The sequence below is a fragment of the Haloparvum sedimenti genome (assembly GCF_001462205.1).
GTDB classification, from domain to species: Archaea; Halobacteriota; Halobacteria; order Halobacteriales; family Haloferacaceae; genus Haloparvum; species Haloparvum sedimenti.
This window is the reverse complement of sequence record NZ_LKIR01000089.1, coordinates 34703-46793: the sequence shown is the minus strand read 5'-3', so window position 1 is coordinate 46793 and position 12091 is coordinate 34703. Positions and strand designations below refer to the sequence as shown.

At 69.9% G+C, this 12091-nt stretch carries 14 protein-coding genes; 4 read left to right on the top strand and 10 right to left on the bottom strand.

Translation table 11 applies throughout. The features are described from left to right. Window positions 1-1591 (bottom strand): beta-CASP ribonuclease aCPSF1 (locus tag AN233_RS05705; RefSeq protein ID WP_245626021.1); only part of this gene is annotated, 1591 nt, incomplete at its 3' end. A gap of 250 nt (window positions 1592-1841) precedes the next feature. Here AN233_RS05705 and AN233_RS05700 point away from each other — a divergent pair. After that, complete coding sequence (locus AN233_RS05700) at window positions 1842-2336, top strand: hypothetical protein (protein ID WP_058365865.1); 495 nt, start codon at window positions 1842-1844, stop codon at window positions 2334-2336. Window positions 2337-2344: 8 nt separating this feature from the next. On the opposite strand, the gene AN233_RS05695 is transcribed toward AN233_RS05700, so the two are convergent. The 7 genes from AN233_RS05695 to AN233_RS05665 all read right to left on the bottom strand — a co-directional run bounded on the left by AN233_RS05695 (window position 2345) and on the right by AN233_RS05665 (window position 9370). Next, window positions 2345-3337, bottom strand: a complete 993-nt coding sequence (locus AN233_RS05695; RefSeq protein WP_058365864.1) for an NAD-dependent epimerase/dehydratase family protein — start codon at window positions 3335-3337, stop codon at window positions 2345-2347. 83 nt (window positions 3338-3420) lie between these two features. Next, entirely contained in the window at window positions 3421-4641 is a 1221-nt protein-coding gene (locus tag AN233_RS05690) for an MFS transporter (RefSeq protein ID WP_058365863.1), read from the bottom strand. Window positions 4642-4786: 145 nt separating this feature from the next. After that, entirely contained in the window at window positions 4787-5473 is a 687-nt protein-coding gene (locus tag AN233_RS05685; protein ID WP_058365862.1) for a hypothetical protein, read from the bottom strand. 181 nt (window positions 5474-5654) lie between these two features. Then, entirely contained in the window at window positions 5655-6797 is a 1143-nt protein-coding gene (locus AN233_RS05680; RefSeq protein ID WP_058365861.1) for a pyridoxal phosphate-dependent aminotransferase, read from the bottom strand. Next, window positions 6794-7282, bottom strand: coding sequence for an Lrp/AsnC family transcriptional regulator (locus AN233_RS05675; RefSeq protein ID WP_058365860.1), 489 nt, complete (start codon window positions 7280-7282; stop codon window positions 6794-6796). Before AN233_RS05675 ends, AN233_RS05680 begins: the two co-directional genes overlap by 4 nt. 80 nt (window positions 7283-7362) lie before the next feature. Then, window positions 7363-7821 (bottom strand): hypothetical protein, encoded by a 459-nt coding sequence (locus tag AN233_RS05670; protein ID WP_058365859.1) that lies wholly within the window; start codon window positions 7819-7821, stop codon window positions 7363-7365. A gap of 13 nt (window positions 7822-7834) precedes the next feature. Then, window positions 7835-9370 carry a uracil-xanthine permease family protein gene (locus AN233_RS05665; protein WP_080508374.1) on the bottom strand — a complete coding sequence of 512 codons (1536 nt, stop codon included), beginning with the start codon at window positions 9368-9370 and terminating at the stop codon, window positions 7835-7837. A gap of 260 nt (window positions 9371-9630) precedes the next feature. Here AN233_RS05665 and AN233_RS05660 point away from each other — a divergent pair, with 260 nt between their 5' ends. Together AN233_RS05660 and AN233_RS05655 are read left to right on the top strand one after the other, a co-directional pair. Then, on the top strand, window positions 9631-10050 hold the full coding sequence (locus AN233_RS05660) for a hypothetical protein (RefSeq protein ID WP_058365858.1): 420 nt from the start codon (window positions 9631-9633) through the stop codon (window positions 10048-10050). Between the two features lie 88 nt (window positions 10051-10138). Beyond that, window positions 10139-10696 carry a thioredoxin family protein gene (locus tag AN233_RS05655; protein WP_058365857.1) on the top strand — a complete coding sequence of 186 codons (558 nt, stop codon included), beginning with the start codon at window positions 10139-10141 and terminating at the stop codon, window positions 10694-10696. 36 nt (window positions 10697-10732) lie between these two features. Here AN233_RS05655 and AN233_RS05650 read toward each other — a convergent pair whose 3' ends face one another. Next, window positions 10733-11197 carry an RNA-binding protein gene (locus AN233_RS05650; RefSeq protein ID WP_058365856.1) on the bottom strand — a complete coding sequence of 155 codons (465 nt, stop codon included), beginning with the start codon at window positions 11195-11197 and terminating at the stop codon, window positions 10733-10735. Window positions 11198-11210: 13 nt separating this feature from the next. After that, window positions 11211-11399 (bottom strand): hypothetical protein, encoded by a 189-nt coding sequence (locus AN233_RS05645; RefSeq protein ID WP_058365855.1) that lies wholly within the window; start codon window positions 11397-11399, stop codon window positions 11211-11213. 248 nt (window positions 11400-11647) lie between these two features. On the opposite strand from AN233_RS05645, the gene AN233_RS17660 reads away from it, so the two are divergent. Further along, a partial coding sequence (locus AN233_RS17660) for a pentapeptide repeat-containing protein (protein WP_218055057.1) occupies window positions 11648-12091 on the top strand: 444 nt, incomplete at its 3' end.

Here is a 12091-nt window from a genome sequence, read left to right as displayed (position 1 = left end):
AGTCGTCCTCGGTCCCGAGGTGGCGGAGCCACGACATGATGGGACCGCCCTCGACCATCCCGGAGGTGGAGAGCACGATGCAGGGGCCGCCGTCGGCGACCTCCTGTCGCTCCTCTTCGCCGCCGTCGATGTGGTTGAACTGGTCGGCGAGGAACGGGTTCTCGTCCTCGTGGAAGATGCGGTCGCGGAGGTCGTCGCGCAGGTACTCGGGGTAGGTGGTGTGGATCGCGGTCGCCTCCCAGATCATCCCGTCGAGGTGGACGGGCATCTCCGGGATGTCGCCGCTTCGCATCGCCTCCTCCAACACGAGCATGAGTTCCTGGGACCGTCCCACCGCGAACGCCGGGATCAGCACCTTTCCGTCGCGCTCGTACGTCTCGTTGATGACCTCCTTCAGGCGCTCCTCGGAGTCCTCCTGATCCGTCTGGTAGTCGTTACGGCCGCCGTAGGTCGACTCCAGCACGAGCGTCTCCACGCGCGGGAAGTCGTTGACGGCGCCGTTGAACAGCCGCGTGTCCTCGTAGTGAATGTCGCCGGAGAAGGCGACGTTGTAGAGGCCGTCACCGATGTGGAAGTGGGTGACCGAGGATCCGAGGATGTGGCCCGCGTTGTGGAACGTCAGCTTCACGTCCGGCGCCACGTCCGTCACGTCGCCGTACTCCAGCGGGATGGTGTGTTTGATCGCCTCGCGCACCTGCGCGGACTCGTAGGGCGGCGTGCGCCCCTCCTTGGCGGCCACGTCGAGGTAGTCGAGCTGCAGCAGGCCCATCAGGTCGCGCGTCGGCTCGGTGGTGTAGATGGGGCCGTCGTAGCCGTACTTGAACAAAAGCGGGATCAGCGCGGAGTGGTCGAGGTGGGCGTGGGTGAGCACGACCGCGTCGATGGTGTGCGCGCCCGCGCCCAGCGCCTCGGGGACCTGGAGGTAGGGAACCTCGCCCTCGGCGCCGGGCTTGTCGCCGCAGTCGATGAGGATGCGCGTCTCGGGCGTCGAGAGGATGAAGGAGGCGCGGCCGACCTCGCGACAGCAGCCGAGCGTGGTGATCCGGACCCACTCGTCGTCGGACATCTCCTCGCGGTGGATCTGTCGGCCGACGCGCTCGAGGAAGTCGCGGCGCTCCTCGCGCTCCTGTTTCAGGAAGTTCCGCACGTTGGAGACGGTGGAGGACTCGATCGGCGGCGTGCGGACGACTTCCGCGTTCCAGCCGACCTTCTGAGTGATCTCCCGCAGCGTGGAGCCGCGGCGGCCGATAACCATCCCGGGCTTCTCGGCCTCGATCAGCACCTCCCCGGTGTCCTCGTGGAAATCGAGGTCGGTGACGCCGGCCTCGTCGGGGACCACCTCCAGCACGCGCTCCTCCGCCTCGCTCGGCGGCGCGAGCGTGTCGGGGTCGGGGCGGACGGTGATGCGCTTCCGGAGCCTGGAGGCCAGCCGTCGGATGAGGTCGCCGTCGCCGGCGAACTCCTTCGGGTGGCGGGTGTAGACGACGAGTTCCGGTCCCTCGTACTTGACGTCGGTGACCGTGATGTCGTCGGGGATCTCCTGTTCGATCTCGGATTTCAGTTCGTCGAGTTGCTTGTCGACTTGACTCATATCTCAAATGGTGTTCGCACGGACGAGAGAGCGGACCCTCCCGACCGCGGGTCGACCGTCACGGGGCCGCGGGAGAGACCGACGGCCCTGGGTAGACGGACCTGACGCGGACGGGCAAGGCATAGTGGCTAATGTGTCCGTAACTGCGATTGCGGGAAGGGTCAGCGAAAACCCGCTTAGATGGTCGTAATCCCCGGGCGTTATAAAACCCTTCGCAAACTGCAAGCGCCTCCCGCCCCAGGCTCTCGGTATGCGCCTCACACCGGAGTCCGTCGCCGCCGAGCGCGCGTGGATCCGCGACCGCGCCCCCGTCGTCGTCCCCCTGATCAACGAAACGCGCGGCGTGCTCGAGGAACTGTTCGCGACCGAGGTCGACCGCGTCGCTGCCCCGGAGTACCGCGCGGAGGTGGACGCCGTCTTCGCCGACGGCGACCGCGCGGTCAACGTCGCCGCCTACGTCGGCCTCCTGCGGGACCTCGACGTGGCCGGCGACTACCCGGGGTTCGTCGTCGACGAGGTGCTCGGCCGGGAGCTCGCGGGGACGATCGCGGGCGGCCAGCCCCTCGCGCTGCTCGCGGAGGCGACCTTCCACGTCGCGGACGTGCACACGCACGGGGAGACGGGAGACGCCGCGGGGGCCGACGACCTCGACGCCGCGCTCGCGGCGGGGTTCCAGACGCGACTTCCCGGGTGGGAGTGGCGGGAGTCTCCGAGTCCCTTCGCGGTCGAACCGGGCCACGAATAGCGCCCGGCCTACATCGTCTCCAGCACGCCCAGCACGCGTTCCTCGTCCTCGCGGCCGGGGTCGTGCTCGCTCCCGTCGCGGTCGGACTCCAGGTGCTCCGCGACGGTCGTCGCCATCGCCTCGTCGAGCGGCGTCGACTCCCAGCCCAGGGCCGCCAGCTTGCAGGTGTCGAGGACGTGCGGGTAGTCGCGGTAGAGGACGAAGTCCTCCGGTTCGAGGTCGCCGGCCGCGAGCGCCCCTTCGCCGGCGGTGACGACCTCGCAGTCGGTGTCCATGGCGTCGGCGATCAGCTCGACCGTCTCCGCGAGGGTGACGACCCGCCGGTCGCCGACGTTGTACGCCTCGCCGGGCTCCCCCTCCTCCGCGACCGTCCGAAGCGCGGCCGCCACGTCCTTCACGTACGCGCGGTGCCAGACGTTCTGGCCGTCGCCGGGGACGACCACGCGGTCGTGACTCGCCACGCGGTCGATCCAGTAGTCCAGCCGCTCGGTGTAGTCGTGGGGACCGTAGACGATACAGGGGCGGACGGCCATCGCGTTGACCCCCTCCGCGGCCGCCTCGAAGACGATCCGGTCGCCCTCGGCCTTGCGGTTGCCGTAGGTGTCGTGGTCGTCGCTGTCGGCCTGTTCGGGCGTGCACTCGCACAGCGGCGTCTCCCCCTCGCGTTTCGGGATCTCCTCACGGCCGTACGCCGACCCCGAGGAGATGTAGACGTAGCCGTCCACGTCCGCGAACACGTCGACCGCCTCCGTCACGTCCGCCGGGTAGTACGCGACGCAGTCGATGACGACGTCCGGCTCCGCGGAGAGCTTCGCCGTCCGGAGGTCCGTGCGGTCGGTCCGGTCGCCCTCGACGTGGGTCACGCGGTCGTCGTCCGCGAAGGGGTTCTCGTGGTTGCCGCGGTTGAGCATGGTCACCGCGTAGCCGTTGTCGAGCAGGTCCTGGACGGTGTGTCGGCCGATGAAGCGCGTTCCGCCGATGACGAGCGCGGTGTCGGTCATACCGACTCTCGGCGGTCGCGGGACAAAAGCGTGGGCGAACCGGAACGCGGGGCCGTGAGGGGGCGGCGGAGCGGCAGGTCCCCTCACCGCTCGACGGGGTCGGCCCCGCCGAGCGCCAGCGCGCCAGCGCCCAGCAGGAAGCCGGCGCCGAGTCCCGCCACCAGCGCGACCGGTCCCGCGAGGTCGGCCGCGTACCCGGCGACGGGCTTCAGCGGGGCGCGCACCAGCGCGTACACCAGCGAGGCGGCGCTCAGGACGGTCGCCCGCCCGCGGGAGCCGGTCCGGTCGTTGAGGTACTGGTTGACGAGCGGCTTGTAGAGCGCCTCGCCGCCCTTCATGCCGAAGAAGGCGGGCAGCGCGAGCAGCGGGACCGCGACCGGGGCGAGAAGCAGCGCCGCGACGAGGACGGGCACGCCCAGCAGCGCGCGGCGCGCCCCGACCCGGTCCGCCACCGCTTCGGCGTGATAGCTCGCGGTCGCCGCGAGCGCCGCGAAGCCGGCGTAGACGAACCCCAGCGTCGCGGCCTCCGGGACCGCAGCCAGCGGCCCGGCGGTCGCCGTGGCCCCCTCCAGCACGCCGACGGTGATCGGTTGGATGTAGGTGTCGGCCGTCCCCACGACCGCGAAGAAGAGGGCAACAAACGGGACGAACGCGCGCAGCGCCGGCGCGAGGAACTCCGTTCGGATCAGGCCGAGCGCCTCACGGACGCCGAGCGCCTCGCTCGCGGCGGGGTCGCCGAGCGCCTCGTTCTCCGGCATCGACAGCACCGCGACCACGCCGAGCGCGTGGAGGACCGCCGCCGCCACGAACGGGTAGGTCGGGTGGCGCACGTACAGCAGGCCGCCCGCGACCATCGCCAGCGCGGACCCCCACTGGTTGGCCGCGCCGCCGCGGCCCCGAACGCGCGTGAACGACGACTCGTCGGTGCGTTCGCGGAGCGTCTCGTAGAGCCACGCGTCGGCCGTCCCCGACCGCAGGGAGAGCGCGAGCGCCCACAGCGCGTAGAGGGCGACGAACGCGAGGAACGTCTCCGCGACGACGAATCCCGCCACCGACGCCGCCATCGCGGCCATTCCGACCGCGAGCGCGTTCCGACGCCCCACGCGGTCCGCGAACCCGCCGGTCGGCACCTCCAGCACCGCGACCAGCACCGCGGAGACCGCGCCGAGCGTGCCGATCTGCGCGAACGAGAGCCCGTTCCACAGCAGGAACAGCGTGAACACCGGCCAGATGAACCCCGCCGAGGCGGTCAGCTGATAGGCGTAGTAGGCCCGGATCACGGGGTCGTGAACGTCCGAAGCCATCGCGTCGGCGGAGGCGACGGCGGGGGGACGGAAAGGTGCTTCCGGACGCGGATTTATGTAGCCTGATCGTCAGAAAGTCGGTCGGCAGAAACCCGGTCAGCAGAAAACTCCGGAGTCGCGGCTCGAGCCCCGATCGCGGCGGGCCCTACCGCTCCGCGAGCATCCGAACAACGATCTGCAGGACGTGGACGAAGACGCCGGCCACGGCGACGTAGAGCCCGACAGCCTGCAGCGAGACGGCCTGGACGCGACCGTCGCGCACGCGCCACATCTCCCAGCCGAGTCGGAGCAGGAAGCCGAGCATGATGAGGACGAAGCCGACCAGCAGCACCGGCGTGAGGAAGCTCCCCACGAGGACCCCGCCGAGGCCGCCGAGGAAGGCGTACGTCGACCATTTCCCGTAGTGCTCGAAGGTCGTCCCGGCGCGGGCGTAGACGTACCCGCCGATCAGCGCGGTCATCGCGGCCGTGACGACCGCCGCGACGCCGAGCACGAGCGCGCGCGAATCGGCCGGCACGACCGAGAGCACGCCCGCGCCGAAGACGCCGAACGCGCCCTGTAGCACCGCGACGCCCGCGAGGGCGAGCCCGACGTTGCCGCCCTCGATGCCCCGCGCTGCGATCGACTCGCCCGCGTAGATGGCGGCGCCGTAGACGACCGCGCCGAGGATCGGAATCGCGAACAGGTAGTCGTTGACGGCCGCGAGCGGCGTGACGGCGACGACGTACATCACCAACACGTTCAGCGCCATCAGCGCCGCCGCGGTACCGATGACCTTCCAGTCGCGACCCGACAGCAGGAACCCGCGGTCGGTCGCCGTTTCGTAGCTCATGCACGGGCGGTCGCCGCCCAGTCACTAAAAGCGCGTGGCCGGTCGTTCGCCGACCGGGTCCGTGTGCATGAGCCGACAGCGGCTCTCGCTCGCGGTACGTCACGTCCTCGCGGTCGCGCCCCGTCAGAACGTTCCGGGGGTGTCGGTGGAGCCCGACGCCTCCCCGAACCGCGAACGGCGGTCAGTCCCTGTCCGCCAGGAACGCCTCGATCCGGTCGGTGGCGGCCTTCAACTCGCGCATCGAGGTGGCGTAGGAGACGCGAAGGTGACCCGCGCCGCCCTCCCCGAAGACGGAGCCGGGGACGACCGCGACGCCCTGCTCCTCCAGCAGGTCCTCCGCGAACTGCTCGTCGTCGCCGCCGGGCTGCGGGAACGCGTAGAAGGCGCCCTTCGGCTCGAAGCAGTCCAGGCCCATCTCGCGGAACCGCGAGTGGACGTAGTTCCGGCGCCGGTCGTACTCCTTCACCATCTCCGTCACCTCGTCGTCACAGGACCTGAGCGCCTCGATCGCGGCGTACTGGGCCGTCGTGGGCGCCGACAGCATCGTGTACTGATGGATCCGGTTCATTGCGTCGATCGCCTCCGCGGGCCCCATCGCGTAGCCGAGCCGGAGCCCAGTCATCGCGTACGCCTTCGAGAAGCCGTTGATGACGACCGTGCGCTCGCGCATGCCCGGCTGGGTCGCGATGGAGTCGTGGTCGGAGCCGTAGGTGAGCGCCGCGTAGATCTCGTCGGCGATCACCCGGATGTCGTGCTCGCGGCAGAAGGCGGCCACGTCGGCCAGCTCGTCGGCGTCCATCGTCGCGCCCGTGGGGTTGTTCGGGTAACAGAGCACCAGCAGGTCCGCGTCCTCTGCGCCCGCCTCGCTGAGGACCTCCGGAGTGAGCACGAAGTCGTCCTCGGCACGGGTCCGGACCGGCAGCCGCTCGCCGCCGGCCAGGTCGACTCCCGGGCCGTAGGAGATGTACGCCGGCTCGTGGATCGCGACCGTGTCGCCGGGGTCGACCAGCGCGCGGAACGCCAGGTCGACCGCCTCGCTCGCACCCGTGGTGACGACGATCTCCGACTCGGGGTCGTACACCTGGTCGTACCGCCGGTGGTGGTCCGCGATCGCCTCCCGCAGCTCCAGCATGCCCCGGTTGGCCGTGTAGGAGGTGCGGCCGCGCTCCAGCGAGTCGATGGCCGCGGTGCGGGCCGCCCACGGCGCCGAGAAGTCCGGCTCCCCGACGCCTAAGGAGATCACGTCGTCGCGGGCCTCGGCCAGTTCGAAGAACTTCCGGATCCCCGACTCCGGGAGGTCCCGAGCGCGCTCCGAGAGCCTCATGGAGACACGGAGAGCCGGTCGTCGTCGTCGCCGTCCTCGAAGCGGATCCCGCCGTCCTTGTACGTCTCCATGATGTAGTGGGTCACCGTCTGGGTGACCTCCGGCATGGGCGCGACCTGCTCGGAGATGAACCGGGAGACATCCTGCATCGAGGCGCCTTCGACCTCGACCGCGAAGTCGTAGTCGCCGGAGACGAGGTGGAGCGCGTGGGTCGCGGGGAACTTCGCGATCCGGTCGGCGATCTCCTCGTAGCCCGTTTCGCGGTCGAGTTCCACGTTCACCTCGACGACCGCGCGCACCTTCTCCTCGTCGGTGCGGTCCCAGTCGACGACGGCCTGATAGCCGTGGACGATCCCCTCGCGCTCCAGCGAGGCGATGGCCGCCTCGACCGCTTCCTCGTCGAGCCCCGTCTGTGCGGCGATGTCCGCGGCGCTCTCGCGGGCGTTCGTCGTCAGTACGTCGAGCACCTCCCGCTCGTCGTTCATACCCCGACGACGTGGCCCACCCCTAAAAGGGATAGCGACACGCGCAAGGCTGGCGGGCGAGTTCGGCCCGTGGGTGCCGCTCACTCCTCTCCCACCCGGGCCGCGTCGAGCGCCGCTCCGACCGCCGACAGAAATCGTCCCGGCTCCGCGGGATACAGCGTCAGCGGCTTCGGCCGACCGCGGACCCGAACCCGCACGCGGTCGCGACGGCGCCACGTCACGAGGAGGCTGCCGAGTCCCGCGAGCGCGAACAGCGCGCCCGCGGCGGGGTTCCTCGGGACTGAGACGAGGCCGAACGCAACGATCGCGAGACCGAGCAGGACGAGGTACCAGTCGACTCGCTGGTGGGTCACCTCCTCGACGCGCGCGAGCGAGACCGCGACGGGGCCCTCCTCGCCGTCCCCGCCTTCCGCGTCGCCGATAAGCAGACGCTCGTCCGTCACCGCGAGCGCGCCGCCCCCGCGCTCGCGACCGCGGTAGCGCGTCTGCGCGTCACCGGGGTCCGGCAGACGGTCCGTGTCTCTCTCGCGGTCGGTCACGAGCCCGGAGCGACTACTCCCGGAGGCGCTCGAGCGCGGTGTCGAACGCCTCGTCGTCCTCGGAGATCGCCTCCCACTGGTCGAGCCCGCGCTCCTCGCGGGTGCCCGGGATGGTGTTGTCGAGCAGCAGCGCGACGATGCCGCCGACGGCCATTCCGGTCGACCCGACGACGTACACCGTGTCCGCGACGATCTGTGCGCCTAGCACCGGGCCGATCACGGCCACGCCCGCCATCCCCTCGCGGAACGCCCCGATGCCGCCGACGGTGCCGAAGTAGGCGGGGATCGCGAGGCCGGCGAACAGCGCGAGCCCGACCGTGAACACGTTGCGCTGCGCGTCGAGGTCGACGTACTTCAGGTTCGAGAGGCCGACCGCGGCGATCTGGCCGAACATTGCGACGAAGAGCCCGCCGACGATGGGCGAGGGGATGGAGACGATAAGCTGGCCGATGGGACCGACGAACCCGACCACGATCATCACGACGGCGCCGACCTGCACGACGAACCGCGAGGCGACGCCCGTGATGCCGATGGCGCCGATGTTCTCCGAGTAGGAGGTGGACCCGTTGCCGGTGCCCATGATCCCCGCGACGACGTTGCCGATGCCCTCCATGCCGATGCCGTGATCGACGCGCTTCTTCGACGGCGCGCCCACGCCGGCGAGCCGCGCGACCGCGAAGTAGTCGCCGTAGCTCTCGATCATCGAGGCGACGATCCCGGCGAACATCCCGACGACGAACGCGCCGGTGAACTGCGGCGCCCCCCACTGGAACGGCGTCACTGCGAGCAGCAGCGGGACCTCGGTCGTCCCCGAGAGGTCGACGTAGCCGGGTTGTCCGGTCGCGTACACGCCCGCGAGCGAGAGCGCGAGGGCCAGCAGGTACGCCGCGACGACGCCGAGCAGCACCGGGAACAGCCGCGCGTACCGGCTGTAGGCGTCGAGGTACTGCGAGAAGGCGACGATGGCGACCAGCGTGAACCCGAGTAGCCACCAGTTCTGTCCGGCGGTGGCGATCTGGGGCACGTCGAACAGCGACAGGCCGATCAACACGATCACCGGCGCGACAACGACCGGCGAGAGGTACTCCTTCACCCGGCCCATCAGGCCGGAGTAGCCGACGAGGACCTGCACGAGCGCCGCGGCGATGATCGCCCCCTGCAGCTCGCGCATCGCCACCTCGAAGGGGCCGCCGACGGCCGCGACGACCGCCAGCGCGGGCGCCAGCAGCGCGAACGAGGCGCCCTGCACCAGCGGATAGCGGTTCCCCACCGTCGTCTGCAGGAGCGTAGCGATCCCCGAGACGACGAAGAAGGTGCCGACGAGCTGGGCCGCCTGCGCGTCGCTCGCACCCATCTCGCCGATCAGCACCAGCGGGACGGCGACGTTCGCCCCCACCATCGTGAGGTAGTGCTGGAGCCCGAGCGCCACCGACTCCCCGAGCGGCGGTCTATCCTCGATGCCGTACTCCACGAAGGAGGCCGCCTCGCGCTCTCCCGAGCGACCCCCCTCCACCGTCGCGCCTCCGCGGTCGTTTCCGTCCGTGCTCATTTTTGTCTCCGCCCGGCGGCGACCGCGTCCGCGCCCGCATCCGTTCCCGGCCGTCCCCCGTAACCGGTCACGGTCGCGACCCCGCCCGGCGATTCGCTCGGTGGTCCCGGGACGACGGGCATAAATCTGCCGAGGTCCGGCCGGAACGGTGTGAAATATGGCGACGGGGTGACCGGTCGAGGCCGTTCGTGTCGCGGCGACCGCCAACAACGGTCCGTTCGCCCTGAACGATTAAATACGGAACCGAGCCACGCACGGCCATGACCGGCAACGACGAGGAGGCTCGGCCGAGGAGCTTGTCGGCGGAGGCGAACTCCGAGTTCTCGCGGATTTCGGGGCGACGGGAGGCGGGGAACGACGTCCGGTCGCGACGCGTGGGCGACGTGACGGCGCCGAACGACCGGGTCAACGAGCGCGGAGTCCCCTACGCGGCGCTCGCGGCGGTCGCAGCGGTCGCGACCGCCCTGTTGACCACCGGCGCCGATGCGGTTCTCACGGCAGCCGCCGGCGTCGACCTCACCGCGTTGGTCCGCGGGGACCCGTGGCTCATCGCGGACCTCGACGCCGCGCTGGGTCGCGCCTCGGTCATCGCCTCGCGGGCGGCGTTTCTGACGCGAGTGGCCGCGGCCACCCTCCTCGCGTGGGTCGGCGTTCGCGCGGCGGTGCGGTACCGGGCCTGATCGGTCCGTGGGCGCGCGGCACCGGCTCTCGGACCCGAACGCACGAAGGGACGCAATCGATAACTCGCCCGAGCCGGAACCTCCGGACATGGTTCTGAAGGAGTCGGACTCCGAGCTCGACCGCGGCGACCGCGCGCCCGCGTTCGACCTTCCGGGCGTCGACGGGGAGACGTACTCACCGGACGACTTCGACGCGGAGGCGCTGCTCGTCGTGTTCACCTGTAACCACTGCCCGTACGCGCAGGCGAAATTCTCGGTGCTCAACGAGCTCGCCGCCGATTATGACGACCTGGCGGTGGTCGGGATCAACCCCAACGACGCCGAGGCGTACCCCGACGACTCCTTCGAGCGCATGCGAGAATTGGTCGCGGACGGGACGGTCGCGTACGACGCCTACCTCCGCGACGAGAAGCAGTCGGTCGCCGCAGCCTACGGTGCGGTCTGTACCCCCGATCCGTTCCTCTTCGGCCGCGAGGACGGCGAGTGGGTGCTCCGCTATCACGGGCGGCTCGACGACGCGCCCAACCCCGACGACGAGCCGAGCGAGATCTACGTGCGGCAGGCGGTGGAGTCGATACTTGCGGGCGAGCCGGTCGACCTCCCCGACCGCCCCTCGCGCGGCTGCTCGATCAAGTGGAAGGACTGAGGCGTCGGCAGCAGAACGTCTCGCGGCCGGTCGCCGCTACTCCTCGTCGATCTCGAGGTCGGCCACGTCGATCCCGGCCAGGTCGGCCAGCAGCTCGCGGGCGGTCTCGACCGCGCGCGGCTTCTTCGCGGGATACGCCTCGACCTTCGCGCGGAGCGTGAGCCCCGGGCCGAGCCGAACCTCGTCGCGGAAGGCGGCCTGCTTGTCGAGACGCAGGAACAGCGAGCAGTTGTCGTCGATGCGCTGGTCCAGCTCGGTCAGCACGCGCTCGATGTCGTCGAGCTCGCTCACGCGTCCCAGCACGTGGCGCATCTCGTCGGCGCGCTCGAGGCGCGCCGAGAGCACGACGATTCGGTCGCCGTGGTGGCCGACGTTCTCCACGCGGTCGATCTCGAACTCGTCGGGTAGGAAGCTCCGGAGCGCCTCCTCGACGCGTTTCTCGTCCTCCGTGGCGTAACAGAACGTCCGGAGGTCGACGTAGTGGAGCGGGACGCGGGGCATCTGGCCGGGCTGACTACTCCTCGTCCTCGACTGCCTCAAGCTGATCCGCGGAGACGCCGACCTCCTGCCCTTCGTCGAAGCTCACGGTGTAGGTCGAGTCGTCGAACATGGTCTCCATCTTCTGGGTGATCTTCCCCTCCTCACCGTCGAAGTCGCTGTGTTCGTCGGAGAATACGACTTTGTCTCCTTCCTCGAAGCTCATGCTCCGAGTTTTCCGTCGACGGGTCAAAAAGGGCGCGATCCCACCGGCCTTTACCTACTGTCATAGATGAACTCCCTGTCATGCTCGCTGCCAGCGGCGAAAACCAATGCAGATTTACGCTGAGCGACACCGACGCCGAGTCGCTTGATGAGCCGTGGCACTGTCCCCACCGACGCCGCGAGGGCAGTGATCGATGTATCTACCACGACTCGGAGGCGGATGGAGCGAGTGAGGCACTCGTCCGTGACGTGAATCGCGATCACGACGACCCCGTGCGTGCCGCTCGTGCCCGGGAGTTCGTGGGTGCGACGTTCGACGAGCTATCGATCGAGCGACGCGTCCTCGACGCGGGGAACGAATATCCGATCGACCTCCGCGCAGCGAGGGTCGAGGATGACCTCGAGCTCACGTCGGCGACGGTCCGTCACGAGCTCCGACTCGACGGGGCCTCCGTCCGCGGTGAGGTACATGCCGACGGGTGCCGGTTCGAGCGCCCGGTCTCGTTCGGTCGGGCCCGGTTGTCGGCGGACGCATCCTTCCGATGGGCGGCCTTCGAGGAGGAGGTCGGCTTCTACCGAGCAACTGTCGGCGGCGATGTCTCGTTCACGGAGACGCGGTTCGTCGGTTCGGCGGTGTTCCAGCACTTCGACTGTGAGGGAACGTGCGAGTTCGACCAGGCGACCTTTCTGAAC

What these genes read in the sequence shown, in the direction of transcription:
- AN233_RS05690 (WP_058365863.1), bottom strand. Translation starts at nt 4,641, where the DNA reads ATGGCTTCGGACGTTCACGACCCCGTGATCCGGGCCTACTACGCCTAT.
- AN233_RS05655 (WP_058365857.1), top strand. Translation starts at nt 10,139, where the DNA reads ATGGTTCTGAAGGAGTCGGACTCCGAGCTCGACCGCGGCGACCGCGCG.
- AN233_RS05695 (WP_058365864.1), bottom strand. Translation starts at nt 3,337, where the DNA reads ATGACCGACACCGCGCTCGTCATCGGCGGAACGCGCTTCATCGGCCGA.
- AN233_RS05660 (WP_058365858.1), top strand. Translation starts at nt 9,631, where the DNA reads ATGACCGGCAACGACGAGGAGGCTCGGCCGAGGAGCTTGTCGGCGGAG.
- AN233_RS05700 (WP_058365865.1), top strand. Translation starts at nt 1,842, where the DNA reads ATGCGCCTCACACCGGAGTCCGTCGCCGCCGAGCGCGCGTGGATCCGC.
- AN233_RS05650 (WP_058365856.1), bottom strand. Translation starts at nt 11,197, where the DNA reads ATGCCCCGCGTCCCGCTCCACTACGTCGACCTCCGGACGTTCTGTTAC.
- AN233_RS05675 (WP_058365860.1), bottom strand. Translation starts at nt 7,282, where the DNA reads ATGAACGACGAGCGGGAGGTGCTCGACGTACTGACGACGAACGCCCGC.
- AN233_RS05680 (WP_058365861.1), bottom strand. Translation starts at nt 6,797, where the DNA reads ATGAGGCTCTCGGAGCGCGCTCGGGACCTCCCGGAGTCGGGGATCCGG.
- AN233_RS05685 (WP_058365862.1), bottom strand. Translation starts at nt 5,473, where the DNA reads ATGAGCTACGAAACGGCGACCGACCGCGGGTTCCTGCTGTCGGGTCGC.
- AN233_RS05645 (WP_058365855.1), bottom strand. Translation starts at nt 11,399, where the DNA reads ATGAGCTTCGAGGAAGGAGACAAAGTCGTATTCTCCGACGAACACAGC.
- AN233_RS05665 (WP_080508374.1), bottom strand. Translation starts at nt 9,370, where the DNA reads ATGAGCACGGACGGAAACGACCGCGGAGGCGCGACGGTGGAGGGGGGT.